The following is a 26,837-nucleotide window of genomic DNA, read 5'->3' as shown; positions in this document are numbered from 1 at the left end:
CGAACACCTGACCCGAGAGCGGGTTCATGCCCATGCAGCGCGACACGATCTGCGCGAGCCCATCGATCGACTTCCTCATGTCCACCGCCTCGCTATAGACGTGGGCGCGGATCGCCGAGGACAGGATGATTGTCGCGCCCTATCGATCTGCGTCAGCTCCACCAGGGGGCGCCGTGGGACGAGCTATGGCATGACTGGCGCACACTCAAATTCGAGCTGCACATCGTGCCCCCGACCTGGGTTCTCGCGGACATAGTGCTGGCCAATGGCTACACCGGCATCCTCTTTCCGAGCCAGGCGCACGAGGGCGGCACGAACCTCGTCGTATACCCGGAACAGCCCAAGAGCGGCAACGCAGTCATCGTGAATGACCCTGACGGGCGACTCCCACACGACCAGACCGGTTGGGCGCGCTGAATGATCGGCATCATGGCTGCACCTCATGCCGCGGTGCGCGCAAGCAGCCCCGGCACGAGGGCTTCGGCAGCAAAGGCGCCGGAGATCACCACCGCCTCGATCCCTGCCCCATGCGTGGCCGCACCCGCCACCACGAGATTGCGTACCGCCGACTTGGTGGGAATCATCCCATCGCTGCGGGTGCCATAGATGCCGCCTCCACTCGTCCACGCATAGCGCTGGAAGGTGAGCGGGCTGGCGTCGGTGCGAAACAGAATGCGCTGCTCCAGATCGGGGATCGCCAGGCGTGCGAGCGCGATGAGGCGGTCGCCGGCGGCCTGCTTTCTTGCAAGATAGGGCGCCGAGCGGCGGTAGGCACGGTGGTCGTGATCTTCCGTGAGATTGCCGTCGGTCGAAGCGTCGGCAAACCATGTGTGTGCCTCGTCCGGCCGCATCAAGGCCAGCAGCTCGACGGTGGAATAGCCGGCGGGCGCGCAGCCCGGATCTACCCGGGAGGGGATGACGATGGACACGGCACCGCTCGCGTCGGCCACATGCACGACCGGCGGCATGTCCAGCGTGCCCTTGACCGCAAGGTTCACGCCAATCGCCGAACAGCTCGCCTGGAGATGTGCCTCGGCGATGCGTGCTTCCGGAGGGGCGTCGTCCTGGGGAAGCAGCCGGGTCAGGCTCTGACGCAGGTCGGCATTGGTGACCACCGCTCGCGCCCGCACGGTCTGCTCGGGGCCGTTGCGTCTGCGCACGACGACACCGGTCGCGGTGCCCTGCGCGGTGACGATGCGCGTCACCGCGGTGCGCAGGTGGACGCGCCCGCCGCGCGCCTCGATGGCCTCGACCAGCCGCTGCGCGATCAGGCCCGAACCGCCGAGCGGGTAGTAGCCGCCGTTGAAGTAGTAGCCGAAGAGGGGGACGAAGTCGCGCACCCGAAGGCGGGTGATGTCGTCGCTGAGGTAGCCCGCCAAGGCGCAGACCCAGGCCTGCACCGCAGGGTCACGCAGATGGTGCGCGACGAGATCCTGCCAGGGCCGGTCCAGCCAGGTGACCGCCAGCGGATGACGCCGGGCGAACGCGAGCAGGGCCTGCGGCGTCCCCGGCGTGCCGGGAATGCCGCCGCGTTCGGCAGCGGTCGAGAACATCGCCTCGTGGATGGCATGGATGTCGGCGAACAGCGCGCGCAGGCCAGCCGCCTCGTGTGGAAACTCGGCCGCGAGCCGTTCGACCCAGGCCCGCCAGTCGCGCGGCACGTCGATCGCACGGCCATCGAACACATAACGATGGTCCAGCCGGACCCATTCGTCCTCGTGCGCGATTCCCAGACGTTCGAACACGCTACGCACGGTGCCGCCCGGGTGCCAGCCCGACACGTCATGCACGCCGGCGTCGAACCGGAACGCCAGCGATGCGCCATTTTCCGGGTCGCACGCGCGGGCGCGCCGCAGCCAGGTATGGGCGAAGCCGCCGGGCACCTCATGCTGTTCGAACACCTCCACCCGCAGTCCGGCATCCGCCAGCAGGGCGGCCGCGGTGAGACCGCCGATGCCGGCGCCGATCACGGCCACGTCGACCACCTCCCCTGCGGCAGCAGAGGAGGCGTGCAGGTCGGGGGACGGCCAGGCGTGGCGCGTGTCGCCCGCCGCCATGCGGCGCAATCCGCGCGCAACGAGCAGCCTGGGCAGCACGATGGAGGCCACCGCGCCGGCGGCGACCGCGAGCCAGTGCGCGAGAGCCGGCAGCGCGAGCCACGTAGCCACCGCGAGCCAGGCGAACAGCGCTCCCCAGAGGGCCGAGATCGCCGTGTTGATGGAAATGAACAAGGGGGTCGCGCTTGCGCCGCCAAACTCGGCCGCCGAAAACCCGGCTGTCCATGGACGCCCGTGCAGGATGCTGACGGTGGCGCCAGCGGCAAGGCTGCCCATCACGAGGCTGACCGTCCGCCCCGGATCGAGGGCTGTGACCGTCAGTGCGAGGATGGCAAGGGCAAAGCCGACCACCAGCGAGGCCTCGAACGGGGGTGGCGGTCGCAGGCCGCGTCTCAGGACGGACGCACCGAGGGTCCACACCAGGCCCGCGAGCGCGCCGGCGAACCCATGGCCTTGTGCGGTGGCGATCAGGAAAGCCGGCAGGGGCACGAGAAAAAGCTTGATGCGAAGAAAGGTCTTCATCGAACGCCTCCTGGGGCGGCCGTCGGACGGGCACATGGATCGGATGGGCCGCACATGGGCTTGGCGGGTTGTTTACACCGTAAACATAGACGTTGATGTTTACGTTGTAAACTCGATTCGCCATACTGCCCCGATGAATACGACGCTGACGCACGCCGAGACGGCGGGAACGGGTGATCTGCGCGAGCGGCTGGTGCTCGAGGCAACCACGATCCTGGAAGCGCAGGGCCTCGAGGCCCTGACGCTGCGCGCGGTGGCCGGTGCCGCGGGGGTATCGCACATGGCGCCCTACCGGCACTTCACCGACAAGGACAGCCTGCTGGCTGCGGTCGCCGAGCGCGGCTTCCGCGCCCTGTCGGCGGACATGGGCGCTGCCGCCACGGGGGAGAGCGAAACGGCCGCGCGACTGCGCGCCTTCGGCCTGACCTACCTCGACTTCGCCCGCCGCCGCCCGGCGCTCTATCGCCTGATGTTCGGCCCGACGCTGGCCGGGAAGCCACAGTTCGCCGGCCTCGCGCAGGCCGGCGGCGAGGCGTTCGCCCATTGCGCCCAGGCCGTTGCCACCCTCAAGCGCGAGCGGGGCGCAGCGCCGGGCGCGGATACCCAGGCGCTGGCGATCGCGACCTGGTCGCTGGTCCATGGCCTGGCGATGTTGCTCATCGACGGCCGGCTGCCGCTGCCAGACGATGCCCGTGCCCAGGACGCCTTGATCGGCGAGGTGCTGGCACTGCACGGCAAGGCCCTCGGGTGATGCTTACGTGGGTAGAACTGCCCGTCCGCTCATGTGCCAACGGTACCTCAATGATTCTTGAGAGCCTGTTACACGACCGAGGCCTGCAGTCCAAAACCCCGCCGACCCAGAACTTTTGTTGGGAAGCTTAAACCGGGGAAAAATAGTTTTTTTTGTCTTATATATAAAAAACTTGCTAACAACTTTCGCAACGAGTAGCCTTGCAAGCGTTGACAAGGTCTGATGCGGTGTTCTATGGCGCGCAAGGTTGATTTCAAGACATCGGTAGCAGTGATGCTCTCCGGACTGGATGTGCCGGCAAAGCGTCTGCAAGATCTTGTCGGCCGAGAAAAGCCGCCAGGGCAGCATCATATGCGCTACACACCGGCGGATCTTCGCTCCGCGCGCTATCGGTTTGCTGGTATCGATCCCACCAACATCCCGAAAAGTAAAGGCAAGCCAAAGACCGGGGCCATTCCTCCGATTATCATGACCCGAATGACGAAGGGGGGCGTCGGGAAGACGTCGATCTCGGTCAATGCTGCAACGGCGCTAGCGTTGATGGGGTATCGCGTTCTGGTGATTGACGCGGATCCGCAGGCGACCGCCTCGAACTTGCTGGGGGTCGAGTCCACCTTCGACACGACGATCAAACACATTGGGCACTTTCTGGTCAAGAAGTCTGCTGACCCGGATACCGATCTATCCGAGGCGATCGTTCACGTGTACGAGGGGGGGTTCCTCGACGTCATCCCGTCGGACATCACGCTTGCCGAGGCTGACGCGTCACTCGTCACGGCCATGGCGAGCCACGAACGCGCGCTGCTTTTCCTCAAGCGCAACGGCGCCTTTCTCTCAGAAAATTACGATGTCATCGTTGTGGATACAGCTCCGGGCACCACTCCGATCGGACTCGCATTCTCTTACGCAGCCAAAGAATCCGGGAAAGTCCTGACGGTCGTCGAACCAGAGGGAAGTTGTCTGCGCGCGCTTGATTCCCTGTCGTCAAACTTGGCTGAAATCGAGGCGATGACGGGTGCAAAGATTGGTCTCGAAGTCGTGATCAACAAGTATCACCCTCAGCTCAAGCATGTGCGTGAATCGATGGGTTTTCTGTACAGCAAGTACGGCACCATGCTGAACGACTCGATCGTCCCGACATTCAGCGGTTTCTCCCGCCAACTTAATCCGCAGACGCGCGAGGCCGTTCCACTTGTCGAATCCGATCCGAGTTCCGCAGGATCGATCGCGATCATCGATGTCGCGAAGAGCCTGATCCTGAGCTTCGGAATCACTCAACCCGGCTTGCCGAAAGTTGACACGGAGCGCTGACGATGGCCAAGCGTGCACCCTATAAGATATCGGGCTTGATCAAGTCAGGCGCCGTCGTTCCATCGACATCGCCTCATGCCGAGCCCGAAGAATTCGCTGTCATCTCTCATCAGCCCATCGTTCCCGAGGAGGCAATCGGGCAGATCGTGCCACCACTCAAGGTCACATCTGCGCTGCCACCCAAAGCCGTCCCGATTTCCACGAACGGATCAGGCCGGAACCTAATGATGATCGATGTACGACTCATCGATCCGAACCCCCTTGCTCCGCGTGAGGTTTACACCCCCGAAATGATCCGGGATCGCGCAGAGGCGCTCCGCACGCAAGGGCAGCACGACCCAATCCACGTCATCCCGAACCCGGATCAGGACGGCCGATTCATTATCGCGGACGGCTGGACACGCGTTCAATCGTGCCTGGAGCATAAGGTTCTCGAAGAACTTCTCGCAGAAGTTCACGACAACCTGACACTCGAAGAATCAGCCTGGTTCGGCTATCAACAGAACGAAGAGCGCGAGCAACACTGCGACCTTGATCGGGCACTGTTCTACGAGAAGCTCATTGCCGCTGGCGAGACGTCGGCCGATGTCGCGCGCAGAGCGGGCGTTTCTCGATCGCAGATGACATTTTATCGGGCGTTTTCGAAGCTGCCCCCCGATGTCGTCGAGATTATCAAAGGCGCACCAACACGTTTTGGCGCCAACGCCGCATACCAATTGAGCAAAGTTGCCGACAAGGTCGGCCTCCGACAGGCCGTCCGGCTTGCAGTGAAGTTTGCAGAAGAGAATCACACCCATGCCTGGCTTGTGAATCAGACCCAGGCTTTGCTTGAACCGAAGACGAGCAAGACACCGACGGCCTCAAAACAGGTTCGCTACAAGAACGGCTACTACAAGCGGCGCGGCGACGCGTTCGAAGTCAACATCAGCGTCGAGCCGTCGAAGCGCGTCAAGTTTGCGATGGCGCTCGAGGAGCTGCTGGCAACGGTCGCCGAAGAGTTCAATGAGGATGACACGTCGAAGGGTAGTGCTCCAGCCGAGAACGAGGAGGCGCGGGACTAGCATGATCAGGCTGTTTATACGTATAAACACCAGACAGCCGGCTTGCGGAGGTGCTCACTACTCACGCCCGCGCGGCGACGCGAACATCGCCGCGCATCGGAAAGCCCAAGAGATGTTTATACGTATAAACACGTCCGCCCAAGCCGGCGCCGGAGTTGTTTATACGTATAAACATCATGGAGGCCGCAAGCCATCCATGGTCTCCTCTCAGGAACTGCCCGATCCAAAACGAAAGCCTCCCCGATCCCATCGGGTATGGCGTGTTTATACGTATAAACACCGCCTGCCAGCCCACGACGCAACACACAGAAACCCCGCCCTCCGCGGGGTTTCGCACATCTGGGCGTCCGATTTCGAGCATCAGGTTTCAGCCCAGGAGATCACGATGACCTGACCCGATCAAAACCCTTCCTGCCAAAGAAAAACCCCGCTGAGCGCCAACTCAACGGGGTTTATCTGGAACTGGTGTTTCGGACCACTTTGGAAGCAACCGGCGCCAACCGGTCAAACCCTCCCGCAACGAGGCAATGCTACCAAAACGGCCTGAAACGTCAAGGAACCTTTACGCCTTGAGGTTTTGAATGTCTGCCATTGCCTACCCCTCGTCGATCGCGCGCGCCTGCGCCGCGATCGATGAAGCCGCCGTCTTCCGGGACCTCCCGGACGGCTACCTTCGCGTTGTCGTGCGCATCGTCAAAAAGATCCGGCTCGCGTGCCTGAAATCGCCCATTTATGCCGCACGCGCCACCCTTGCCCGAGAATCGGGCAAATCGGTCGAAACCGTCGGTCGCGTCGTGAAATGGCTGGAAGAGCGCGGTTTGATCGAACGCGAGCAAATCGCCCGAAAAGGCCTCAAAGGCTCCTCGTCGCCCATCACGCCGACCGAGCGCCTGCTCGAGGCGCTGACCCTCACCGGCGAAGCCGCTCCGGCGCCCGATGCGTCCTCAACCCCGGTTATCCACAGCCCCGCCGCGGCATCACCCGTCCCGGCTGACGCCTCTAAATCAACCCATCAAAAACAATCTAAAGAAAATCAACCGGCGAAGCCGGCGCCTTTTGTCAAAATCGAAGGCTGCGCGCTGCCCACGGAACTTGCCTGGCTCGTCGCCCGCAACGACATGAAACCCACCGGGGTGCTCGCGCTGATGAAGCTGGCCAGCAGCCGCAAGCAGCGGCTCTCGGACATCGTGCAGGCCTCGCGCAAGTACCTCGAGGGGCTCACCGATCGAGGGCTCTTCGCCTACCTCCGCAAACTGGTGCTGCAGGACAAGGACTACCGCGCCGTTGTGCAGCACGAGACGCAGGCGCACCAAGCCGGGCTCGACAAGGCACGCGTGGCCCGCAAGGCGGCGGAGCTCGAAGGCCGCGCTTACCGCACCCGAGACGGCCGGATCCAGGTCTTCGTGAGGGCAAACGGCTTTGTTGAGCAGATCGGGCCCGATCGTCGGGGCTTTAGGCCGATGGATGTCGCGTTCCTTGATGCCATCGACGAGGGACGGCTCGTTCCGATGGCCGTGGGTGTCCCGTGAATCGGGCGGGTCCGCGCAGGAACTTTCGGTGCCGCGGTCACGCCCTTGCGCGCGATGGTGTTGGTCATGACTGCACTGCCAGGGAGAACGAACCGCCCGCGGCCCGTAGCCGACAGCCTGGCCCGACTACTGCCCATCATCGGGCAGCGACTGGAAGCGGCCGACCAGACCGCACTGCACGAGACGCACGCGTTCGATGCGACGTCAGCAAAGCGGTGTTGACGCGCGTCGAGACCACGGTGAGGCGCATCCTCACACGCAGGATGAAGTGGCGTGCAACCGGGGACTCTCCGCGCATTTGGGCTGCGACGATGCGGGCACGTCGGCGAATGGCGGAGTCACCAGGCCTTTCGCCTTCGGCCACCACAGCGCTCGCATGGATGAGTGCGGGCCACCTCAATGGGATCACCTGGACCGCCGAAGCGGTCCGCCCACTTCACCAGCGAGGCCAGTCATGAAGCACATGGAAGGCGACGCGTTTGTGCGTCTGATCGCCTATCAGCACACCGTGGGAACAATGGAGTACATCGCCACCAGGATGCCGAAGATGGAGGCGGCTTCCGGTTTACGATCACGTCACCAGACAAGACGGCTCTCAAGCTGAGCGTCTATCTCGAAGCCAGCGTCCTCAACCCGATGATCGATGCGCTGCTCGATCTCAAGGACGCCCAGGAGCGGATGGCCTGGAGAAAGGCTGGCTCATCCTGAGACCGTACTGTCCTCGAAAGCAGGCCGCTTCGGCACTGCGCGACAACGCCGTCCCGCCACACAGACGCGCGAGGCATCGACCACCTCGTCGGCGACGCGTTGTCCTCGCGTTCGCCGGCAGTCTCGCGCAACGCCGAAACCTACCCGGTTGCGGCATGGAGATTGGATTCCTGCGTTGGGCGGGAATGTTTCATCTGAAGAACTTCCCCATCTCCTCGATGCTGCGCCGGCGCTCCGCCTGTACATAGATCGAGGTGGTCTGCAGGCTTGCGTGCCCCATGACGCGTTGCAGCACATCGAGCGGCAGCGCGTGTGCGGCGGCGAGGGTGCCGAAGGTGTGCCGAAAGGCGTGCGGGCCGGCGCGCTTCAATAGCGCGCGCTCCGAGTCGTCGAGCGTGAGCCGCGTATCTGCCGCGATCCGCGTCAGCCCCGTCTTCAGGCACCGGTAGAGCCCGTCGGGCGAAAAACCGGCGCCGGGCGCATCGAGCTTGTCGAGGTGCTTGTCGCGGGCGGCCGGGGTCGAGGGGATGATGAGCGGCGAGAGCAGTGCGCCGGCGTGATCGGCCGCCGCAAAATCCTCCTCGCGGTCGGCCCAGTGCGCGGCGAGCGCTTCAATCGCCCGCACGGGCAGGAATACGGTGCGCCACTTCCGGCGCTTGCCCAGCACCTCCAGCTCCCACAGCGCGCCGGCCTGACCCGGCAGGGGCTTCAGGTGGCGGCGCTGCGCGCGGGCCGCTTCCTCGCGCCGGATGCCGGCGTGCCCGATCAGCAGCAGCGCCGCGCGCACGAGCCGCGCCTGGCGCCGCGCGTCCTCGTCGGGGCCCATCTCGCACGCCTCATCGAGGAGCCCGCCCTCGCGTGCGCACCGGGTCCAAAGATCTTCGGGCAACGCCTTGTCCAGGCGCAATGCCACCGAGCGCTGCTCCACGAGCGGCGCGCCCACGGCCACCCATGGATTGCCGCCGAGGTAACGCACATCGATGAGCCAGGCGAAAAACGTCTTCAGCACGGTGATCGCGTAGCGCTGGGATTCGGGTGAGAGTGGCCCGCCGAAGGGCCGCCAGTAGACGGTATGGCGGCCCGCCTTCTTGCCGCACCAGGCGGGATCGGGTGCGGCGAGGAACGTCTTGTAGGCTTCGCAATCGTCGACCAGCACGCTCGAGAGCGGTTTGTGCCGGGCGTAGAGGCACCACAGCAGAAACCGCTCGAGCTCCTTCTGGTAGGCGCGCTGTGTTTTCGCCTGGCCGCGGTACTTCACCAGGAAGGCCTGCACCGCCTCCAGGTCGTTGTCGGCAGCGATGAGGCTCAGGGCTGCGGCCCGATTGACCCCATGGCGGCCGTCGAGCTCGTGCGCGAGGGCCATGCGCTCGAGCGGCACGAGGATCGGCTCGTCCGGGCGCAGTACGATGGGCGGCTGAGCCCGGGTAGGAGCCACGGGCACGGCCAGGGGGCCGAGCGTTTTTTCGTGGTGGCGCAGCCAGCGCTCGAGCGCCGCGGCCTTGCCCGCCCCCAGCCGCGGGACGGGCCGCCACCAGCCAGGGCCGCGCACCTCGATCAGGTTCTTGAGCTCGCTCACCGCGCGCACGCCCTCATGCGCCAGATGCCGGCTGATGCGCGGTTTCAGCCACGCGGTGAGGGCATCGGTGGACTGCGGTTCGCGCGAGGCGAACTCGGCCGCATCGAACAGATAGCGCATCGCCACCGCACTCCAGCGCGCCGAGCGCCGCGCTTCGCGCAGCCCTTCTGCAAGACGCGGATTGGTGAGACTCGCCCGTTCGATGAGGTGATCGCGCATCAGCGCGAGGCGCGCCTCGAGCGCACCTGGCGCGGTGCAGCCGAGCGCCTCGAGATCGTCCTCGGTGTAATAGAGCGCGGCGAGGCGCTCCACCGGCAGCTTGTTCAGCCACCCACGCAGCGCCGCGAAGTCCGCCCGCGTGTAGCGCGGCAGCGCCCGTTCGACTACCGTGTTCTGCGCCATACCGCCTCCCGGAAACCGCCTTTTCCCGGATATTAGGTGAAAAATCCTTGCCTGATAATAAGAGTTATCAGGTAAGAAACGAGCAGCCAGCCCGGCACAGGAGCGGCATCTCGGCCTAGAACTGCGGCCCCGAGGGTTGCGCAGGGCGGTCGCCGCCAACCGTGCTAGCGGGGTGTTGCTTTACGCAGATCCAAGCAGCGGTGAGGCATTTACGCCTGATACCTTCCCATTCAGATCAACAGCCTGCTAGGGGTCGGGGCACAGTCTCGCCAGCTCGTCCGCGAGGGGGCTGCAGTCGACCTTGCCCGGTAGCGCGAGCGTGAACGCGATGCCGTCCCAGTGAAGGTAGTCAGTACGCAATGGTTGGTCGCGCAGGTGCTTGCTGATAATCCAGTTGAGATCGGCGATGACCTCCTCGATATCGCTGCGCAGAGCCTCGTCGTTGGGCCAGTCGTCGACGATGTCCTGTAGTGCGCGGTCGTGCACGTTCACGGCGCAGATGCGTGCAGCGAGGATGCGCTTGAGTTCGCGTGCGAAGGCATCGTATTCGACCCGCTGCTGGCCCAGCCGCCACGCTGCCGACGTGATTGCAGCGAACACCGGCGGCGAGATGCTGTGCTCATTGCGTAGTGCGAGCACTGTGCGGCTGTCGATCAGAACCGTAATGCCTGATTCTTCAAGCCCGTCGATTCTTACGACCGGCTCGTCGATAGGCCGGTCGAACGCGTATCCATTTCCAACAATCGTGACCCGGTCGACCTGGAACGACTGGTTGGCCTTGCGCACGTCGCCGAGCACAACGGGGTGCAGAAAGTAATAGGGACTGTGTTTGTAGCGAACATTACCTTTTCGAATGTACCGTGAAGGTTCGCGAAAATGGATCAAACGCTTGCCCTTGCCGTCGGCGCCTTGCAAGGTGCCGAGTAGTCCGCGGTCGACAAGGTAGGTGATCGGCTCTGGAATATGATGACGGCTCACGATGCGGTCAGAGATTGCGACAATGTCGCCCTCGCTCAGCACGTTGGTGTCGAACTCACCAAAAGCCGATTTCCAGCGCCAATCCCAAGCGGGCAGGATTGCCCCTTCGTAGGCCTTTAGGCACTTTCCTGCGCAGCGCAGGGTCGCAGTACGCACGGCCTCGGGGGTGCGGTCCTTGACGTCGAGCTTCAGCACGTCCGCACCAAGTTGCATCAGGTCACGTGGCCGGCCCAGCGTGTGGCGATAGAAGAAATCGAATGCCGGCTCCGGCACGCCGTGATCAGTGAGGAATGGAATCGTGTTGAAGCCGAGAAAGCGCACGTAACGGTCGTCCCGAACGTCAGGCCGCGCACAGTTTTCATCTGGTGTCGCGTCGATGTTGGCCTCGAAGATCTCGCGCGCGAAGTCCTTCGTGCAAGTAAGCTCAACGCACAGCGCGCGCTCTTGTTGCCACATGGGGTGGGCTTGTCGTTTATCGAGCGCCTCAATCCGTAGCGAGGCATAGACTTGCAGCCGCTTGCATGAGCGCAAGACGCGGACCGCAGCGAGCAGGCCGATCTGCGCGGTGAGCGAGAACTCAGGCCCCAGGAACTCGAATTCGCTCGTATCGTCTCCTGCCTCTAACACGGTGGTGTCGAGACACGCGTTGCCATTCGTGGTAATCGTGGCCGACTGGAATGCTTCGTCGACGTTGTCGAGGAACACGATGACCGTCTTGCTCATGTTGCCAAGCGCGGGACGCAGCTGTGAAAACGCTACAGCCAGCGCCTCGGCACTGATCTGGGCCCTTACTAGCGCTTGTACGGCTTTATGTACGTAAAGCGGAGCCCTTTTGTCCAACGGACGCTTGCGAAGATCATCAGGCAGGTCAAGAACCTGCCAAATGTCACTCACTACGTGCCGCTCAATAACGTGGTAGACCACGACCGCTGCAATCGCCACCGTCCAGACGAGTTCCCACCAGTCCGACGAGTCGAGTATGTGGGCGCGTTCGCGCAGCGACCGATGTGAAAACGAGAAGGCCACGCGGCTCATAAGCTCGATTTTGTCGCCTCCACCTGGCAGAAAGACGTGGTTGGTTTTGTCCTGGATCGTCGATACAAGGTGCAGATATTTTTTCTGCAGCAGCAGCGACTTACCCATTCCCTTGGCACCGACCACGATGTTCTTGCCGGGATCTGTCTCGAACTCTTGCGCCTCAGAGCCGCGCACAAACACACCAGCGACCCCGGTCTCATTGTCACGAGCATCGATCACCCACGGGCGTAGAACAATGTGTGGCATGACTGCTCCCACAATTCAGGATGTTGATTTTTCGCCGGCGGCCTTGCTCGCATGCTCAATGAGGAAATAGTAGGCCGCCAGCACGCCCATCACCAGCGCCACGGAGATTGAAAACTCGTAGGTTAGGTCGGTGCGCAGCACGCGCTCAACGACGGCCGCGGCAATGATTGCGATGAATAACGCCACCTCGAATGCCTTGAACTCGAGCAGTTCACGCCGAAACTCATCGGCGCGTTCCTGGTAGGCCAGTGCCTTGATGTAGCGCGTCAGGCCCAGCACCAGAAGGTAGGGCAGCGGTGCCACTAGGATGATCTCGAGGGCGAGAAGGCTAGTCTGCATCGCCTTGTGCGGGTCGGCCGTGACCGCGTCCTCGCGCACCATCCAGTGGCCTGCGGGGGGTTGAGACTCGGCCGTATGAGATGGGGTGACGGTGTGGTTGTCGCTGACTGGATGCAGCACTGCCACCTGTAACGGGATCCCGATACCCTGCGCGACCGCGTTGTAGAGTTGCAGCATGCCGACGACGAGCATTGCCGTCATGAACAGCGCCGTCGTCAGCGTGAACACGACCGCGAGCGCCGAGAACCAGCGCTGGATCCCGTCCTGACGGCGTTCGGTGCGCAACTCGCTTGCCTTCTTGCCCACGCCGGCTGGCCGCCTCAGCAGTCGCTGCAACCCGGCGGGCCACCGGCGCCACCATGGATGGGTCGTCCGCTCGACCGCCCAGCGCAAGCTGTCGTTCAGCTCGGCGATTGCGCCACGCTTTTCGATGTTGTGCGCATTCAGAGCGTACAGATCATGTAGCGCTTCCTGAACGACAGCATGCGGAAAGACGCCCGCCACTACCTCCATGTGACGGAAGCGACTGCGCCAGTTGTCGGTAATCCAGTCACGCGCGAAGTCGCTTGCTGACGGGTCAGTGGGTTGCACGCCGCGGATCTTCTTGATCTGCGCCTCAAGCGCAACGTGGAGCATGTCCTGAAGCGACGACATGCTGTCGTGCTCCATGTCCGAGAACCCGGCGTTTACGAGGAGTTCGGCCAGCTCCTGCCGCTTGCGCGCGAGCTCGATCTCCTTGTCAATGCGTTCGATCTGAACGTCGAGGTCGTCAGCGGCGTACATGGGGGCGTCTCCTCCCAAAGACACCCCCGTATAAACCCAATTTCGGTCGGAGCGCAAGAAGAATGCCGGTTTTGGATCCGACCAGGCCGGCTCGGCTGCGCACGAAATTGGCACAGAGTTGGCGTCAGCCCAGGACATCCAATGTATTGACGGAAGATATACAATTGCGCAGAAATCGTGTATCTAACGTATATGCAAACAAGGAGCATCTCCATGCGTGATGCCGCCATCAACCTGCGGGCACTGCCCGAGCAGCGTGACCTGATCGATCACGCTGCCAGCCTGCTGGGTAAGAACCGCTCGGACTTCATGCTCGAAGCGGCCTGCGACCGTGCCCGGTCCGTGGTGCTGGATCAGGTTTTTTTTAGCCTGGATGCCGGCAAGTTCAAGCAGTTCACCGCGATGCTTGACGCTCCGCCTGGCCCCAACCCCGGACTTGAACGCCTGATGGCCGTCGAGGCACCCTGGAGTACTGGCGCCGCATGAGCTTGGCGCTGAACGCGCCGCGAACTCTCGAAGCCGCCAATCTTCTGGACGAATTCGCCTGCGGGGAGACCAGTCTCGATGAGTGGCTCAAGCGCCGGGCAATGGCAAACCAGTTGAGCGGCGTCAGCCGAACTTTCGTCGTCGCAGACAGCCAGGGCCGCGTATTCGGCTACTACGCGATGGCAGCGGGTGCGGTTTCGCACCAGATGGCCACGAGCAGCGTTCGACGAAACATGCCCGACCCGATCCCGGTGATGGTGCTGCCCCGACTCGCGGTTGATCGTCGCGCCCAAGGGATGAAGCTTGGGGCTGCCCTGCTTCAGGACGCAGTCAAACGGGCGGTGACCGTGTCACAGAGCGCGGGCGTACGAGCCTTGCTCGTTCACGCCTTGCACGAGCGCGCAAAGCAGTTCTACGAGTACTACGGCTTTCAGGAATCGCCACAGCACACGATGACGCTGATGCTGCGGTTGAACGGCGCAAAGGCTTGAAAGTCTGGACGCTGGCGTTGGGGTCAGCTCGCGAAGCGGAAAGAATCGTGCGCGTGTTGTGCCCGGCGCGGCACAACGCACCCATTCATCATCGAATGGCTGCTGTGGGTTGGCACCGTGATGGCTGTCCCTGTGTTGCCTCCGGACGGTCCAGATCCTGGTGAAATTCGGATTCCGGAACGAAACCGGCGCCGGCTGAGCCAAAGCACCTCGCGCCCCTGACCTGCGTGGCCCCGGCCGACGACGAGGAGATCCACCCCCGATGACCAGCCGACACGATGCCGACACCCGCCGCCTGGGCCGAACGATGGGCTTGCTGGCCACAGTGGCTTTTCTGGGGCTGGGCTGGGTCAGTTTCCACGGCGTGCTCGAGCGGCGCGATCACCCCAATCGGAACCTGGTGGTCGATCCCGGCGCCACGGAGCTGGTGCTCAGGCGCGATCGTGCCGGGCATTACCGCTTTCCGGGCCTGATCAATGGTCGGCCAGTGCGTTTCCTGCTCGACACCGGCGCCACGCACGTCGCGGTGCCCGCGCACCTCGTTGAAGCGCTGCAGTTGGTGCCCGGTGCCTGCGGCACAGCGATGACCGCAAACGGCCCAGTCGCCGTGCGCGAAACCTCAATCGGCGAACTTGCCTTTGGTCCGTTCCGGCTGACGGGCGTCCGCGGCCACCTGAACCCCGGCATGAAAGATGACGAAGTGCTGCTGGGGATGAGTGTCCTGAAGCATCTGGATTTCGCCCAGCGCGGCAACATCCTGGTGCTGCGCACTGCGCGGCCTGCCGCCGACACGCGGGGCGGGCGGACCTGAATGGGCCGCTGATCGCGCGAGAAGGCGTAAGGCCAGGCGCAGTGCCTGCCTGGTCGAACCCCTGATCCGCTGGCACGCCGACAGGCGCGCCCCGGCCACGCCAGCGTGCGCTACTGGCCGATCTCGCCTGTCTGCGCGATGACGGCAACTGCCAGACGCAGGCTGACTTCGACGGGGCCCTCGCAGGCTGACCCGAGGCTTACGCGGAAGCCGAATTCGAGGACGCGTGGCCCTTGGGCGCGATGGCGGAGGCCTGCATGGAAAGCCTTGGGCTCCCGGCGCTCGACAAGCACACTTGCGCGGTGGGCAAGCGAGCCGGGACGTTCCGTCAGGTGGCCTCGGCGGATGCGTCGGAGGACGCGGTGGCCGGAGCGGCGTCGATGTCCGAGGCCATGATGGCTGGCGCGATCTCTGCAGGCGCCGGCGCATGACGTCGGGACTTTTTCAGCGCGCCGGTGTGCTCGAGCGCCGACAAGGCGCCGCCGTTGGCGAGCCACGCTACCACCCAACCGGGCTTGCGGCCGCGGCCGGACCAGCCTTGCGCGGGATTGTCCGGGTTCCGGTACTTCAAGGGCAACGGCGCCTTCTGATTCGGCGTCGGGGCAGCTTCAGTGCGCCGGCGTGCGCCCCGGGCCTGGGCGGGCGCGTCGATGGTGGCTCTGCCGAGCAGGTCTTCGAGGGTGACGCCTTCCTGTTCGGCGAGCTTGCGCATCCGCTTGAGGAGGTCGGCCTTCGTAGCTGAAGCGCGCTTGTCGATTTCCTTCGAAATCCGCACGTGAAGCTGCCTGAGTTGCGGGAGGGTAAGTTCGTCGAAGTCTTTCATTCGGGCGGCCGGGGGTCGTGGTATGACGAAAGTGGAGCATGATGCCACGCAGGGTGACCCAGGGTCACGGGGGAAGACATGGGTGGCGCTTTGCGCGTCGGTCCCGCCCCCCACGGCTGCCGCGGGGTTTGCCTCCGATCGTGTCCCGGGAGTGGTGTAAGAGGCGTCAGCAGAAGCGCCCGGCGGGTCATCGTCTCCGGTTTGGCAGGCGCGCATGTCAGCCGGCGAGCGCAAGCAGGCGGACGTGGGAGGGTTACCCCTCACCGAGGATGAATCTGGGGTGATCCATCGGGCGAGGCCGACCCTCACCCTGGACGCGCCGGCCTTGAACTGTGCAATAAGTGTGCATATAGTGTGCGTATTATCTTGTTGCTTCAGGAGCACGACCATGACTGCGACGGTCTTCTCCGACGTACTGCATTCCGCACGCGAGCCTGGCACGTCGCGTCTTTCCGCCTCGGGCGTCGCCGACGTCCTTGGCCTGCAGCAGCAGGATCTGGCCGTACTGGCGGGGGTGCATCGCAACACCCTGCGTACCCACCCCCAATCGCCCCGGCTGCAAGCCGCACTACGCGACCTGATGCGGGTGCTGTCGGCCGCCACAGCGGTGCAACCCGACACCCAGCGCGCCATCTTCCTGATCAAGAACGAACCGATCCCTGCGTTCCGTCACAAGACCCTTCTGCAGTTGGTGCAGGAAGGACGGACTGAGGATGCGATCGACTACCTGGAGTCGATCGGCGCCGGGTTCGTCGGATGATCCTCCACGACCTGCCGCCCGGAACCACGCTGTTTCGCGTGCACACCCCGCAGTGGGCCAGCCGGCCCACCAGCGGCGCGGGTGCCGCGCAGCCGAATACCCGCCCGCGGGGGCCTCCCGGTGATTTCTCGGACAACGCCCAAAGGCTTGATGTCTTGTTGACCGGGAGCGCGAAGCCCCGCCGTCTCCTGCGCCTGGGTGGCGTCGAGGAACCGATGAGTCTGGCGTCCCTCAAGGATGCAAGGGAATCTGCTCAAGGACTGCTCGGTCCTTAAGCCCCTGAAAAATCAGCTCGCTGGCGCCCTCACCCCAGGACTTATCCACAGTTTTTGTGGATAACCTCTCCTCGAGTCGGGGCTCGGTTGCATGGCGATCACGACGAAGGCGTGTCCGTGGTTCGCAGCGGGCACGCGAAGGCGACACCACGGGCCTCGGGCCCGACCTCAGGACGGATGTCATCGGACATCTGGGATCCTGTTCAGCACCTCGAGGCGGCTTGATGCACGCGCGGGCGGCGTCAGGTGGGGGGATCGGCTGTGCGACAATCTGGCCTCCGTTTCAGCGATCGGAACCGCCCCGAATGACTACGCACCAAGCCCCGGAAATCTTCTAGATCCCGCTCGACGACCTCGATCCGGCAGGCCTGTCCCCGCGCGGCACGCCAGAATTCGAGCAGGCGGTGATCGGGCGCTATGCGCTCGACTACGCGGCGCGGGGCTGGCAGGCCGTCGTGACGGTCGACGATGCGTTCGTGCGCGTGGTCGCCGTGCCCGAGCGTGGGGTCGAGCCGAAGGCCTATGTGCTGGGGCTGCTGGAGCACGGCTTCCTCGCGGATGCGCTGCCGGTGCTCGAGGCGCTCGACGGGATGCTCGACGACGCCGAGATCGCCTACAACCACGGCTTGTGTCTGTCCGAGCTGGGCCAGGCGGGCGACGCGGTGGCGCCGCTGCAGCGGGCGGTGGCGCTCGACCCGGCGAATGCGAACGCGATGATCGCGCTCGGCGTGGCGTTCGAGCGTACCGGGCGCCCCGACGAGGCGGCCCGGGTGCTGACCGATGCGGTGAAGCTTGAGCCCGGGAACGCCTTCGCCAAGCGCAACCTGGCGGCGGTGCTGATGCGGTCCGGTCGGGCGGCTGAGGCGCTGCCGTACTTCCGTCAGGCGGCGAGTTTGGCGCCGGCGGATCCCGGGGCGCAGCTCGGGCTCGCGCAGTGCCTGGAGGCGCTCGGGCCGGAGTATCGGAAGGAGGCTTCCGAGCAGTACAAGGCGGTGGTGAAGCGCTTCCCCGATCACCAGGCGGGAGAGATGGCCGAGGAGGCGCTCACGCGCATCGGGCAGGACGAGCTGCGCTCGGCAGTCGACGGCGGCCTGCGCATGGACGCGGTGATGTACATGCAGGCTGCGCTCGATCGCTTCGCCAAGCTCGAGCAGGCGAAGGTCGGGCAGATCGTGATGGAGATCGCACTGCTCGGGCGCAACGGGCTCGAGATCAACAAGCCGGCGGTGCGCTACACGCTGCAGAACCTCGAAGGCGAGTTCTCGGGGCTTGCCCTGCTGGCATACATGCACGTGGGGTTCCGCATGTTCGACCCCAAGGGCGACGCTGGGACCGGGCTCGATCGCGAGTACGAGGCTGCGGTGAAGATGCAGCGCAAGCGCTGAGCCCGGCGAGGATCCCGACATGAGCCAGCTTCCCGAACGCTACCGGACGGCGATCGCGCCGCTGATCGACAAGGCGCGCGAGTTTCTCGAGAAGGGCGAGGAACTCGCAGCGATGGCCTTCGTCGGCAACTTCACCACCGGCGCCACGATCCCGACGCCGCTCTTCGGGCGCGCGCCGGCTGACAAGGATGTCGCGGCGCACGCGGTGAAGATGCTCGCCGAGCAGCTCGACGCCGACTTCGTCTTCGTGCTGATGGAGGCCTACAGCCTGCGGGCGGACAAGGTCGCCCGCTACGAGGAGATCCTCGACGAGTACGGGTCGCTCGCCGACTGCCCGGCGAGCTGGCGGATCGAGGTGGTGAGCCTGGCGCTCGAGACGCGCCACGGCGTGTGGGTCGCCCAGGTGCCGATCAAGCCGAAAGGCATCAGCAAGAAGAAGCGCACGATCGGGGTGCCGGAGTTCCGGCATTACACCGAGGTGCAGGGGCGGTTCACGGATCTGCTGCCGGTGAAGGAAGGCGAGGGCGGGCCTTCCGGGACGCTGCACTAGGTTTCATTCCCGGTCGCGGATCGGCACGGCCCACCATTCCTGCGCGTGCTGCGCGATGGCCTTGAGGTTGCGGCTGTCGATCTGGAAGCCGCGCAGCAGCAGCCCGCGCGGGGTGATGCGCAGCACCTGGACGTCGAAGAGTGGCGGCAGCAGTGGGCGCTTGGCCGCCGAGCCCCACTGTTCCCAGAGCTGCGCGGCGCGCAGCGGGCGCTTCTCCGCGGTGCCGATCGGGATGTCGCCTATGCTGAGGGTGCCGGTGATGCCGGGGTCGGCCAGGCACGTGTCGCGCGGGCGGCGTACTCCTTCGGCCATCAGTTGGACGACTCTGACGTACATGGAAAGACTGTAAAAAAATACAGTCTATTTTCGCTCATTGTGTCGGGTTTGGGGCGCTGCTCGAGCCCGTCGGCAGGAGGCTTCAGCAATGTGCGGTCGTTACGCGCTCTATGGTCCGGTCTCGCGCCTGCGCGAACGCTTCGAGGCCGATCCCGAAGACTTCGAGTTCGAGCCGCGTTACAACGCGGCTCCGATGCAGTGGCTGCCGGTGGTGCGCCAGCGCCCGAGCGGCGAGCGGGTGATCCATTTGTTGCGCTGGGGGCTGGTGCCGTCGTGGGCGAAGGATGAGGCGATCGCGACCAAGCTGATCAACGCGCGCGGCGAGTCGGTTGCCGAGAAGCCGTCCTTTCGGGCGGCGTTTCGCCGCCGCCGCTGCATCGTGCCGGCCAACGGCTTCTACGAGTGGCAGCAGATCGCCGGCGAAAAGCAGCCGTTCTACATCCACCCGGTCGAGGGCGAGTTCTTCGGGCTGGCAGGGCTGTGGGAGCGCTGGACGCGCCCGGCCGACGGCGAGGAGCTCGACACGTTCACGATCGTCACCACCGAGGCCAATGCGGCGATGCGGCCGCTGCACGATCGGATGCCGGTGATCCTGGCGCCGGGGGATTACGCGGCGTGGTTGAGCGGGGCCACGCCGGCCGACCAGGTGCAGGGGCTAATGAGGCCGTGTCCGGAGGCAGGGCTCGCGGCGTATCCGGTTTCGCGGGCGGTGGGGAGCGTGCGGAACGACTCGCCGACGCTGATCCAGGCGATCTGAGCGGTTTTCCGGGCCTCGCCTACCCATCTCTCCCCGCTTCGAACGTCAGTTTGCGGCACGGCGTCCGATTTCTCGGGCGAAACCCCCCTCTTTTCTGCTGATTCTCGCCGCGGCGCGGCGCTGGATCGCCGCCGGTCGAGAGCTCTATTTAAGCAGTTTGTTTGTTTATTACTTTGTTTCTTTTATAATCGAGCCCCTGTTGAGGAGGCCCCGTCATGCGTCCAGCCGAATACACCGCCGAAGAGATCGTCGCCGCCGGCGAGGCCATCCAGGCTGCCGGCCGCAATGTCACCGGTTTCGCTCTCCGTCAGAGGGTCGGTGGCGGCAACCCGTCGCGCCTGCGCCAGGTGTGGGAAGAGCATCTGGCGAGCAAGCAGGTCGCACAGGCGGAGCCCGTCGCCGAGCTGCCGGTCGAAGTCGCCGAGACCGTCGCTCAGGTCACCAGGGCGCTGACCGAGCGGATCGCCGCGCTGGCAGTCGAGCTCAATGACAAGGCTGTGAAGGCGGCCGAGCGCCGGGTGGCGGAGATCGTTCGTGCCGCCGGCGAACAGCGCGAACAGGCCGAGCGCGAACTCGCCGACGCGGCGCAAACGGTCGACGACCTCGAGGACCGGCTCGAAACCTGCAGAGCCGAGCGCGAGGCGCTGCAGCAGCGCCTTGACCAGGTGTCGGCTGAGTCCCAGCGGCACAAGGTCGAACTCGCTCAGTTGCGCGAGCGTCTGACGGCGGCGGAGAGGGCGGCGCAGGCCGAGGCGGAACAGCACGCCGAGGCGTTGAAGGCGGCCGGCGCCCAACTCGACGAGGTTCGCCAGGAACTCAAGCGGGCGACGGTGACTGCGGAGGGTCTGCGCGCCGAACTGGTGACGGTGAAGGCGACGGCCGAGGCCGCGGAGAAATCACACCAGGAGCACCGAAAGGACGCGGCCCGGGAAGCGCAGCGCTGCGCGGACAAGGTGGTCGCGGTGGAGAAGGCGCGCGACGAGCAGGCGAAAGACGCTGCGGCCGCCCGGGAGCACACCGCCCGGCTCGCCGGTCAGCTCGAGGCGCTGCAGGCGCAGAACGCGGCGCTGCTCGAGGCGATGGGCGCCCGGGGCGCGGGCGGTGCGTGATCCGGGGCGATTCCGGCCGCGGGGCTTCAGGGATGTCAGGTGATGATCGATTCCGCTGCGGCGCGGCGGTGCAGAGGGCGTTGCCGCGGCAAGCCGCGTCTGGGCTGCGCTCGAGAGACCCGGTCATCCTGGCGGCCCGATCGGCGGGTGGTGGTAGGCAACGGGCCCTGCAAGCGCCGCACTGGCATGGCATGCTTTCTCACCACAACCTTCCCGAAAACGCGCGCGGGCGAGCCGTTCGACGCAGGCATCGTGTAGTGGAAGACGCAACGTTTCACTGGTCGACACCATGGGCTACTACGTCATCGGCGACATCCGCGGGCAGGCGGACAAGCTCGACGCCCTGCTGGCCAGGGTCGGCTATCGGCACACCGTCGCCGGCTGGCACCATCCAGGGCGCATCGCGGTTTTCGCGGGCGCACGCGGCGTGCGTCGATTGGTCGGCCGGCAACGGGGCCCGCTGGTCGCGTACCGCTGAGACGGCGAGTCCGTGCTGACCGACAGGCATTTGGTGAGCGTATGGTGAGCGCATGAAGGAAAAGGCCGCCCCCGTGCGGACGAGCCGCAGCGATCCGCTTCACATTGACGAGGTGATTGCCGGCGAGCAAGGCGGCCGCATCGGGATCACGTTTTGCCCGGGCAAGACCGGCCCCAGCCTGTACGACTTCCGCTGGGAGCGGGATCTCGCGGTCGACCTGGGTGTGATCGTCGGGTGGGGCGCGCGCGCGGTGGTGACTCTTCTCGAGGAGCATGAACTTGCGCTGCTTGGTGTGCCCGAGCTCGGTGCCCAGGTCCGTTCTCGCGGCCTCGATTGGCACCACCTGCCGATCCCGGACGTTCAGCCGCCCGGTGCGCAATTCGAGGCGGGCTGGCAGACGAGCGGCCCGGTGCTGTGCAATGCGTTGCTCGCCGGGCACCGGGTGCTGGTGCACTGCCGGGGCGGACTCGGGCGTGCGGGGACGGTCGCGGCCCGTCTCCTGGTCGAACTGGGAATGCCAGCGGTCGAAGCGATCGGGCGCGTCCGGTCGGCGCGACCCGGGGCGATCGAGACTGCTGAACAGGAACAATATGTCCTGAACCTGCCGCGCCGACGCGGCGCTGGGTCGTGACAAGGTGACGCCGATGGATTGGTTCGAACGCCTGATGGGGTTTCGCGAGGACGTCTATGTGTAGCGGCTTGCAATCGTAGCGGCCCCGGCTCGCAATCCAGGCCCGTTTCCGGCTCAGATTATCTGCAACTGACCAGACCGCCGGGCTCACATTCCTTGCAACCCGGCTTGCAATCCATTCGGCGGGCTCGCAATCCAGCGCCGCCGGCTCACGCTTTCTGCAATTGAACAAACGTGTCCCTTCTGAGCATCAACGCTGGATAGATTCAGCATTCGTGGCACCAGCCGCCATTTCAATCTCTTGCCAGCGTTCGTCCCAGAGCGGATGGCTGCCCCGACTGCAACCCAGCCGAGAACGGCAGGTGACGGCAACGAAGCTCAGGGCGATGAGCTGATCACAACCCGCCGTTCTGTCCGCAGGCAGGCGGATCGAATGGCGACTTCACGTAGACTGTTGCCATTCGGGTTGTTCGGCGCCGTTGTGTCTGGAGGAGAGTGCGACGAAGGGACGCAAGGCCGCGCTGTTGCCGAGGCCTCCCCAGGACATCAATCAGACAAGGAGGTGCATCTTTGTTCGATCTGGCGGCACATCCCCACCTGGGTCGTCTCAGAAAACGGAAAGAATCGTACGCTAAGCTGCATTCAGCGGCCGTTGCGGCATGAACTTACCTGCGCCGATCTCGGCGCTGCTGCGCAGGGCGTGGAAACCCGCTCCAGTTAGACGGTGTTCCACAACACAAGGGCCACCGCCAACAGGTTGAGAAGGAACAACCGTTTGCAGGCGCACCGGACACGCCGACTGTCTGGCGCACGGTCGTCTCTGAATGCCGAGACGCTCACGGGAGACGCGAATGGGCGAGCGCAACGTTTCATCGGACCAATCTCACCAGCTCGTTCCGGACGCACCTGCTGGAGCGACCACGGACGTGCGTGAGCGGCTGGAGTTGCTCTACCGTACCGACTCGCGCCGGATGTTCGCGACGCTGGTTCGGCTGCTCGGCGACTTCGACGTCGCCGAAGAAGCGCTGCACGATGCCTTTCGCGCCGCGCTCGAGCACTGGCCGAGCGAGGGCGTGCCGGACAACCCGCGCGCCTGGCTGGTGTCCACCGGCCGCTTCAAGGCGATCGACGGCCTGCGGCGGCGGGCACGGTTCGATTTCGTCGACGACCTCGATGACCGGCTCGACCCGGCGAGCGTAGACGCGGCCGAAGGGGCGATCGACGAGGACAGCGTCGAGGACGATCGCCTGCGGCTGATCTTCACGTGCTGCCACCCCGTGCTGTCGCCGGAGGCGCAGGTGGCGCTGACGCTGCGCGAGGTGTGCGCCCTCACCACCGAGGAGATCGCGCGCGCCTTCCTCGTCGCCCCGCCCGCGCTCGCGCAACGCATCGTGCGCGCCAAGGGCAAGATCCGCGACGCGCGCGTCCCCAATGAAGTGCCGTCTCAGGCCGAGCTTCCGGGCCGCCTCGACAGTGTCCTGCGGGTGATCTATCTGGTGTTCAACGAAGGCTACTCGGCATCGGCTGGTGAGTCGCTGACACGCGCAGAGCTGTCGGGCGAGGCGATCCGGCTTGGCCGGTTGCTCGCCCAACTGCTCCCCGAGCCGGAGTCGATCGGGTTGCTCGCGCTGATGTTGTTGCAGGAGTCGCGCCGCGAAACACGCACGACCGCAGAAGGCGATCTGGTGCTGCTCGACGAACAGGACCGCTCGCGTTGGAACCGGACGCTGATCGCCGAAGGCACTGCGCTGGTCGAGCACGCACTGGTTGCGGGCCGCGCCGGCCCCTATGCGTTGCAGGCGGCCATCGCCGCGGTGCATGCCGAGGCGCCCACTGCCGCCGCGACCGACTGGGCCCAGATCGTCGGTCTCTACGACGTGTTGCTGCGTCTCGACCCGTCGCCAGTGGTGGAACTGAACCGTGCCGTTGCGGTGGCGATGCGCGACGGGCCCGGGGCCGGGCTGGCCGCGGTCGACGCGATCCTATCGCGCGGCGAACTCCCCGACTACCACTTCGCGCATGCCGCCCGCGCCGATTTGTGCCGGCGCCTGGGCCGAACCGAGGAGGCGCGGGCGGCCTACCGGCGCGCGCTCGAGCTGGTCCGCCAGGCGCCCGAACGGCGCTTTCTCGAGCGGCGGCTCGCGGAACTGCCGGCGTGAGGTCGCCAGCGTGATATCGCCGACCCCATGTCGATCTCGCCGCGCGCCGTTCGACTAGGGGTACGGAAGCCGCAATGAAGACGACCCTCGATGGAGCAAAGCAATGAAATACCTGTGCCTCGTCTATCTCGATGAACAACGCCTCGACGAATTGCCCGATGAGGATTGCGTCGTCTACGACACGGCGATCCGGTCAAGCGGTCACTGTCTCGCCTCGGAAGCGCTGCAATCGGTCCATACCGCCACCACCGTGCGCGTGCGCAGCGGCAAGGTGTCGGTGACCGATGGCCCCTTCGCCGAGACCAAGGAGCAGCTTGCCGGGTTCTACATGATTGAGGCAAAGAACATCGACGAGGCGATCCATATCGCGGCAGGGAGCCCGCCTGCGCGTGTCGGCAGCATCGAAGTGCGGCCGATCCGGCCGATCCGCGAGATCGTCGCCAGCGGCGACGCGCTGCGGAACGCGAACCCTGAAGACTGTTGAGCGTCGCGGGGCCGATATCGGCCCTCATCTACGACTTAAAAGGAGAACTGGTCATGAAATACCTCTGCCTGATCTGTGCCGAGAAGGTGATGGAGCAGATGCCCCGCGCCGATGCGGACAAGCACTTCGAGGAGTACCGCGAGTTCACCGACGCGATCCGGCAAAGCGGGCATTACCTCGGCTGCAACCGCCTGCTGCCGCCCGATGCGGCCACCACCGTCCGGGTGCGCAACGGCCGGGTTTCGGTCACCGACGGGCCCTGGATCGAGACCAAGGACCAGCTCGGCGGCTACTACCTCATCGAGGCCCGCGATCTGAACGAGGCGATCCAGGTGGCGTCCCGCATCCCCGGAGCGAAGTTCGGCTGCGTCGAGGTGCGGCCGGTCGCCGAGGATCTGCAGACGCTGCAGGCGCTGGGTTTCGTTGTGCCGGACGCCGCCCGCTGAACCGGCGAACCGATGTCGATCTGGCCGCCTGCCAATCGACTAGCACGTACACACAACCGTTTCACCCACACCAAGGAGCCCCATCATGGACACCCCATCCACCCTCGCACGCACTGAAACCGAGCTTCGCAGCCAACTGGAAGACTGGGCGCACGCGGTTCGCGCCAGGGACATCGACCGCATCGTTGCCCACTACGCGCCGGACATTGTCGCCTTCGATGCCATCGCGCAACTGCAGTTCAAGGGCGCCGACGCCTATCGCAAGCACTGGGAAACCTGCATGACGATGTGCTCCGGTCCGATGATCTTCGAACTCCACGAGCTGCAGGTCAGCGCGGGCGACGAACTGGCCTTCGTCCACGGCCTCAACCGTTGCGGCGGCACCGGACCGGACGGCAAGGAGATGTCCGGCTGGATGCGGATGACCGCCTGCTTCCGCAAGCAGCACGGCAAGTGGCGGGTCGTGCACGAACATTTCTCCGCCCCGTTCGACCCGCAGAGCGACAAGGCGCTGTGGCTGGAACCCTGACGCCGTCCAGCCCGAGGAGAACACCATGACCGGCATCACCTCGACGATCCCACCCGAAGCGCAGGTCCGCGACCTGATTCGCGCCTGGGAGGGTGCGATCCAGTCCGGCGACATGGCCGGCATTCTCGATCGTCACACGGATGACGTGCTGATGTTCGATGTGCCCGAGCCGATGCAGTCTCTCGGCCTGAGCGCTTACCGCCAGACGTGGGAGCTCTTTTTTCGCTACAACCCGCCGGGTCCGACTGCGTTCGTCATTGACGACTTGCGCATCGCTGCTGGCGACGACGTAGCCTTTGCTTCGGGGTTGCTGCGTATCGGCGGCTCGACAGCGCCGGTATGCCGCCTGACGCTGGGGCTGCAACGACGTCATGGGCGCTGGTCTATCGTTCACGAACATCACTCGGCACCGCATCCGCTCGAGCCACAGTCGTCCCCGCAATGACAGCGCTGGTGCTGTCCATCGTTCTTGTCCCGATCCAAGGAGTCCTGCCGTGAGTGCCGCCCCGTGCAAACTTTCTCATGCAGCAAGGAAGGGTCCCAGACCATGAGCGCGCCGCGCCCGACGCTGTCGTCTGCCCTCTGTTACCGCGATCCGAAGGCGGCCTTGAAATGGCTCGAAGCCGCGTTCGGGTTCGAGACCGTCATGGTGATCATGGACGCCGAGGGCAATCTCGAGCATTCGGAGATGCGCTTCGGCGACGGCATCATCATGGTCGGCACCGAGTGGACGGCCGACCAAAGAAGCCCGGCGTCGATCGCCGGCAAGAACACGCAGACCACTCACGTTCACTTGACCGAGGATATCGACACGCACTGCGCGCGAGCGAAGGCGGCCGGCGCCGTCATCCTGCAGGCCCCCCAGACCCAGTTCTACGGCGATCGGACCTATCGCGCGCTCGATCCCGAAGGGCACATCTGGACCTTCGCGCAGACGGTGAAGGCGGTGACGCGCGAAGAGGCCGAGAAGGCCTCCGGTCTCAAGATCGAAGGCTGGGTGTGAGCCGTCGATCTGGCCACCCGCCG

Annotated in this window: 29 protein-coding genes; 22 read left to right on the top strand and 7 right to left on the bottom strand. The window is 65.0% G+C overall.

The window, feature by feature from the left end:
• A partial coding sequence (tnpB, locus tag GH664_RS23930; protein WP_368857353.1) for an IS66 family insertion sequence element accessory protein TnpB occupies positions 1-112 on the bottom strand: 112 nt, incomplete at its 3' end.
• Positions 113-129: 17 nt separating this feature from the next.
• Here tnpB and GH664_RS10085 point away from each other — a divergent pair.
• The gene (locus GH664_RS10085) at positions 130-417 is read left to right on the top strand and encodes an RES family NAD+ phosphorylase (protein WP_096453069.1); all 288 of its coding nucleotides are present in this window, start codon (positions 130-132) and stop codon (positions 415-417) included.
• Positions 418-440: 23 nt separating this feature from the next.
• Here GH664_RS10085 and GH664_RS10080 read toward each other — a convergent pair whose 3' ends face one another.
• A complete protein-coding gene (locus GH664_RS10080) occupies positions 441-2,579 on the bottom strand; it encodes an NAD(P)/FAD-dependent oxidoreductase (RefSeq protein ID WP_194270375.1) in 2,139 nt (712 codons plus the stop codon).
• Positions 2,580-2,712: 133 nt separating this feature from the next.
• On the opposite strand from GH664_RS10080, the gene GH664_RS10075 reads away from it, so the two are divergent.
• The 5 genes from GH664_RS10075 (at position 2,713) to GH664_RS10055 (ending at position 7,835) form a co-directional block, all read left to right on the top strand.
• Complete coding sequence (locus GH664_RS10075) at positions 2,713-3,330, top strand: TetR/AcrR family transcriptional regulator (RefSeq protein WP_194270374.1); 618 nt, start codon at positions 2,713-2,715, stop codon at positions 3,328-3,330.
• A 234-nt stretch (positions 3,331-3,564) separates the two neighbouring features.
• Positions 3,565-4,641, top strand: coding sequence for a ParA family protein (locus tag GH664_RS10070; protein WP_096453065.1), 1,077 nt, complete (start codon positions 3,565-3,567; stop codon positions 4,639-4,641).
• A 2-nt stretch (positions 4,642-4,643) separates the two neighbouring features.
• Positions 4,644-5,702, top strand: a complete 1,059-nt coding sequence (locus tag GH664_RS10065) for a ParB/RepB/Spo0J family partition protein (RefSeq protein WP_153167943.1) — start codon at positions 4,644-4,646, stop codon at positions 5,700-5,702.
• Positions 5,703-6,283: 581 nt separating this feature from the next.
• Positions 6,284-7,231 (top strand): hypothetical protein, encoded by a 948-nt coding sequence (locus GH664_RS10060; protein WP_096453061.1) that lies wholly within the window; start codon positions 6,284-6,286, stop codon positions 7,229-7,231.
• 454 nt (positions 7,232-7,685) lie between these two features.
• Positions 7,686-7,835, top strand: a complete 150-nt coding sequence (locus tag GH664_RS10055; protein ID WP_153167942.1) for a hypothetical protein — start codon at positions 7,686-7,688, stop codon at positions 7,833-7,835.
• A 294-nt stretch (positions 7,836-8,129) separates the two neighbouring features.
• Here GH664_RS10055 and GH664_RS10050 read toward each other — a convergent pair whose 3' ends face one another.
• The 3 genes from GH664_RS10050 to GH664_RS10040 form a co-directional block, all read right to left on the bottom strand.
• A complete protein-coding gene (locus GH664_RS10050; RefSeq protein ID WP_153167941.1) occupies positions 8,130-9,917 on the bottom strand; it encodes a phage integrase family protein in 1,788 nt (595 codons plus the stop codon).
• Between the two features lie 246 nt (positions 9,918-10,163).
• Positions 10,164-12,179, bottom strand: coding sequence for a hypothetical protein (locus GH664_RS10045; protein ID WP_153167940.1), 2,016 nt, complete (start codon positions 12,177-12,179; stop codon positions 10,164-10,166).
• A gap of 15 nt (positions 12,180-12,194) precedes the next feature.
• Entirely contained in the window at positions 12,195-13,301 is a 1,107-nt protein-coding gene (locus tag GH664_RS10040) for a hypothetical protein (protein ID WP_153167939.1), read from the bottom strand.
• Between the two features lie 213 nt (positions 13,302-13,514).
• Between GH664_RS10040 and GH664_RS10035 the strand changes: the two genes are divergently transcribed.
• From GH664_RS10035 to GH664_RS10025, 3 genes are all read left to right on the top strand, one after another.
• Positions 13,515-13,787 (top strand): DUF1778 domain-containing protein, encoded by a 273-nt coding sequence (locus tag GH664_RS10035; RefSeq protein ID WP_153167938.1) that lies wholly within the window; start codon positions 13,515-13,517, stop codon positions 13,785-13,787.
• A complete protein-coding gene (locus tag GH664_RS10030; RefSeq protein ID WP_153167937.1) occupies positions 13,784-14,278 on the top strand; it encodes a GNAT family N-acetyltransferase in 495 nt (164 codons plus the stop codon). Before GH664_RS10035 ends, GH664_RS10030 begins: the two co-directional genes overlap by 4 nt.
• A gap of 262 nt (positions 14,279-14,540) precedes the next feature.
• Positions 14,541-15,089: a TIGR02281 family clan AA aspartic protease gene (locus GH664_RS10025; RefSeq protein ID WP_153167936.1), complete on the top strand. Its 549-nt coding sequence runs from the start codon at positions 14,541-14,543 to the stop codon at positions 15,087-15,089.
• Between the two features lie 328 nt (positions 15,090-15,417).
• Here GH664_RS10025 and GH664_RS10020 read toward each other — a convergent pair whose 3' ends face one another.
• On the bottom strand, positions 15,418-15,912 hold the full coding sequence (locus tag GH664_RS10020) for an H-NS family nucleoid-associated regulatory protein (protein WP_153167935.1): 495 nt from the start codon (positions 15,910-15,912) through the stop codon (positions 15,418-15,420).
• 388 nt (positions 15,913-16,300) lie between these two features.
• Between GH664_RS10020 and GH664_RS10015 the strand changes: the two genes are divergently transcribed.
• From GH664_RS10015 to GH664_RS10005, 3 genes are all read left to right on the top strand, one after another.
• Positions 16,301-16,672, top strand: a complete 372-nt coding sequence (locus tag GH664_RS10015; RefSeq protein WP_153167934.1) for a DNA-binding protein — start codon at positions 16,301-16,303, stop codon at positions 16,670-16,672.
• Positions 16,673-17,351: 679 nt separating this feature from the next.
• Positions 17,352-18,332: a tetratricopeptide repeat protein gene (locus GH664_RS10010; protein ID WP_228111456.1), complete on the top strand. Its 981-nt coding sequence runs from the start codon at positions 17,352-17,354 to the stop codon at positions 18,330-18,332.
• 19 nt (positions 18,333-18,351) lie between these two features.
• Positions 18,352-18,882 carry a hypothetical protein gene (locus tag GH664_RS10005; protein WP_153167933.1) on the top strand — a complete coding sequence of 177 codons (531 nt, stop codon included), beginning with the start codon at positions 18,352-18,354 and terminating at the stop codon, positions 18,880-18,882.
• 3 nt (positions 18,883-18,885) lie between these two features.
• On the opposite strand, the gene GH664_RS10000 is transcribed toward GH664_RS10005, so the two are convergent.
• On the bottom strand, positions 18,886-19,218 hold the full coding sequence (locus GH664_RS10000) for a hypothetical protein (protein WP_153167932.1): 333 nt from the start codon (positions 19,216-19,218) through the stop codon (positions 18,886-18,888).
• An 88-nt stretch (positions 19,219-19,306) separates the two neighbouring features.
• Between GH664_RS10000 and GH664_RS09995 the strand changes: the two genes are divergently transcribed.
• The 10 genes from GH664_RS09995 to GH664_RS09950 all read left to right on the top strand — a co-directional run bounded on the left by GH664_RS09995 (position 19,307) and on the right by GH664_RS09950 (position 26,814).
• Positions 19,307-19,975 carry an SOS response-associated peptidase gene (locus GH664_RS09995; RefSeq protein ID WP_153167931.1) on the top strand — a complete coding sequence of 223 codons (669 nt, stop codon included), beginning with the start codon at positions 19,307-19,309 and terminating at the stop codon, positions 19,973-19,975.
• Positions 19,976-20,190: 215 nt separating this feature from the next.
• Positions 20,191-21,084 (top strand): DNA-binding protein, encoded by an 894-nt coding sequence (locus tag GH664_RS09990; protein ID WP_153167930.1) that lies wholly within the window; start codon positions 20,191-20,193, stop codon positions 21,082-21,084.
• Between the two features lie 289 nt (positions 21,085-21,373).
• The gene (locus GH664_RS09985; RefSeq protein ID WP_153167929.1) at positions 21,374-21,562 is read left to right on the top strand and encodes a hypothetical protein; all 189 of its coding nucleotides are present in this window, start codon (positions 21,374-21,376) and stop codon (positions 21,560-21,562) included.
• Between the two features lie 52 nt (positions 21,563-21,614).
• Positions 21,615-22,193 carry a cyclin-dependent kinase inhibitor 3 family protein gene (locus tag GH664_RS09980; RefSeq protein ID WP_153167928.1) on the top strand — a complete coding sequence of 193 codons (579 nt, stop codon included), beginning with the start codon at positions 21,615-21,617 and terminating at the stop codon, positions 22,191-22,193.
• 824 nt (positions 22,194-23,017) lie between these two features.
• On the top strand, positions 23,018-24,352 hold the full coding sequence (locus tag GH664_RS09975; RefSeq protein WP_256219466.1) for an RNA polymerase sigma factor: 1,335 nt from the start codon (positions 23,018-23,020) through the stop codon (positions 24,350-24,352).
• Positions 24,353-24,455: 103 nt separating this feature from the next.
• The gene (locus GH664_RS09970) at positions 24,456-24,836 is read left to right on the top strand and encodes a YciI family protein (RefSeq protein ID WP_153167926.1); all 381 of its coding nucleotides are present in this window, start codon (positions 24,456-24,458) and stop codon (positions 24,834-24,836) included.
• 53 nt (positions 24,837-24,889) lie between these two features.
• Complete coding sequence (locus GH664_RS09965; protein ID WP_153167925.1) at positions 24,890-25,282, top strand: YciI family protein; 393 nt, start codon at positions 24,890-24,892, stop codon at positions 25,280-25,282.
• An 85-nt stretch (positions 25,283-25,367) separates the two neighbouring features.
• On the top strand, positions 25,368-25,811 hold the full coding sequence (locus tag GH664_RS09960; protein WP_153167924.1) for a nuclear transport factor 2 family protein: 444 nt from the start codon (positions 25,368-25,370) through the stop codon (positions 25,809-25,811).
• Positions 25,812-25,836: 25 nt separating this feature from the next.
• Positions 25,837-26,256, top strand: a complete 420-nt coding sequence (locus GH664_RS09955) for a nuclear transport factor 2 family protein (protein ID WP_153167923.1) — start codon at positions 25,837-25,839, stop codon at positions 26,254-26,256.
• Between the two features lie 102 nt (positions 26,257-26,358).
• A complete protein-coding gene (locus GH664_RS09950; RefSeq protein ID WP_153167922.1) occupies positions 26,359-26,814 on the top strand; it encodes a VOC family protein in 456 nt (151 codons plus the stop codon).
• The last annotated feature ends 23 nt before the right edge of the window (positions 26,815-26,837 follow it).

Origin of the sequence: Thauera sp. 2A1 (assembly GCF_009469595.2) — a bacterium.
Classification (GTDB): Bacteria; Pseudomonadota; Gammaproteobacteria; order Burkholderiales; family Rhodocyclaceae; genus Thauera.
The sequence above is the reverse complement of the archived record's forward strand: the minus strand, read 5'-3'. Positions and strand labels throughout refer to the sequence as shown.

Bases quoted from the DNA above. Each gene is read 5' to 3' on its own strand.
- GH664_RS09970 (WP_153167926.1), top strand. From the start codon at position 24,456: ATGAAATACCTGTGCCTCGTCTATCTCGATGAACAACGCCTCGACGAA.
- GH664_RS10040 (WP_153167939.1), bottom strand. From the start codon at position 13,301: ATGTACGCCGCTGACGACCTCGACGTTCAGATCGAACGCATTGACAAG.
- GH664_RS10025 (WP_153167936.1), top strand. From the start codon at position 14,541: ATGACCAGCCGACACGATGCCGACACCCGCCGCCTGGGCCGAACGATG.
- GH664_RS09990 (WP_153167930.1), top strand. From the start codon at position 20,191: ATGCGTCCAGCCGAATACACCGCCGAAGAGATCGTCGCCGCCGGCGAG.
- GH664_RS09960 (WP_153167924.1), top strand. From the start codon at position 25,368: ATGGACACCCCATCCACCCTCGCACGCACTGAAACCGAGCTTCGCAGC.
- GH664_RS10065 (WP_153167943.1), top strand. From the start codon at position 4,644: ATGGCCAAGCGTGCACCCTATAAGATATCGGGCTTGATCAAGTCAGGC.
- GH664_RS09975 (WP_256219466.1), top strand. From the start codon at position 23,018: ATGCCGAGACGCTCACGGGAGACGCGAATGGGCGAGCGCAACGTTTCA.
- GH664_RS10005 (WP_153167933.1), top strand. From the start codon at position 18,352: ATGAGCCAGCTTCCCGAACGCTACCGGACGGCGATCGCGCCGCTGATC.
- GH664_RS09980 (WP_153167928.1), top strand. From the start codon at position 21,615: ATGAAGGAAAAGGCCGCCCCCGTGCGGACGAGCCGCAGCGATCCGCTT.
- GH664_RS09955 (WP_153167923.1), top strand. From the start codon at position 25,837: ATGACCGGCATCACCTCGACGATCCCACCCGAAGCGCAGGTCCGCGAC.
- GH664_RS10050 (WP_153167941.1), bottom strand. From the start codon at position 9,917: ATGGCGCAGAACACGGTAGTCGAACGGGCGCTGCCGCGCTACACGCGG.
- GH664_RS09950 (WP_153167922.1), top strand. From the start codon at position 26,359: ATGAGCGCGCCGCGCCCGACGCTGTCGTCTGCCCTCTGTTACCGCGAT.
- GH664_RS10000 (WP_153167932.1), bottom strand. From the start codon at position 19,218: ATGTACGTCAGAGTCGTCCAACTGATGGCCGAAGGAGTACGCCGCCCG.
- GH664_RS10060 (WP_096453061.1), top strand. From the start codon at position 6,284: ATGTCTGCCATTGCCTACCCCTCGTCGATCGCGCGCGCCTGCGCCGCG.
- GH664_RS10070 (WP_096453065.1), top strand. From the start codon at position 3,565: ATGGCGCGCAAGGTTGATTTCAAGACATCGGTAGCAGTGATGCTCTCC.
- GH664_RS10055 (WP_153167942.1), top strand. From the start codon at position 7,686: ATGAAGCACATGGAAGGCGACGCGTTTGTGCGTCTGATCGCCTATCAG.
- GH664_RS10075 (WP_194270374.1), top strand. From the start codon at position 2,713: ATGAATACGACGCTGACGCACGCCGAGACGGCGGGAACGGGTGATCTG.
- GH664_RS09985 (WP_153167929.1), top strand. From the start codon at position 21,374: ATGGGCTACTACGTCATCGGCGACATCCGCGGGCAGGCGGACAAGCTC.
- GH664_RS10020 (WP_153167935.1), bottom strand. From the start codon at position 15,912: ATGAAAGACTTCGACGAACTTACCCTCCCGCAACTCAGGCAGCTTCAC.
- GH664_RS10015 (WP_153167934.1), top strand. From the start codon at position 16,301: ATGACTGCGACGGTCTTCTCCGACGTACTGCATTCCGCACGCGAGCCT.
- GH664_RS10035 (WP_153167938.1), top strand. From the start codon at position 13,515: ATGCGTGATGCCGCCATCAACCTGCGGGCACTGCCCGAGCAGCGTGAC.
- GH664_RS09995 (WP_153167931.1), top strand. From the start codon at position 19,307: ATGTGCGGTCGTTACGCGCTCTATGGTCCGGTCTCGCGCCTGCGCGAA.
- GH664_RS10030 (WP_153167937.1), top strand. From the start codon at position 13,784: ATGAGCTTGGCGCTGAACGCGCCGCGAACTCTCGAAGCCGCCAATCTT.
- GH664_RS10045 (WP_153167940.1), bottom strand. From the start codon at position 12,179: ATGCCACACATTGTTCTACGCCCGTGGGTGATCGATGCTCGTGACAAT.
- GH664_RS09965 (WP_153167925.1), top strand. From the start codon at position 24,890: ATGAAATACCTCTGCCTGATCTGTGCCGAGAAGGTGATGGAGCAGATG.
- GH664_RS10080 (WP_194270375.1), bottom strand. From the start codon at position 2,579: ATGAAGACCTTTCTTCGCATCAAGCTTTTTCTCGTGCCCCTGCCGGCT.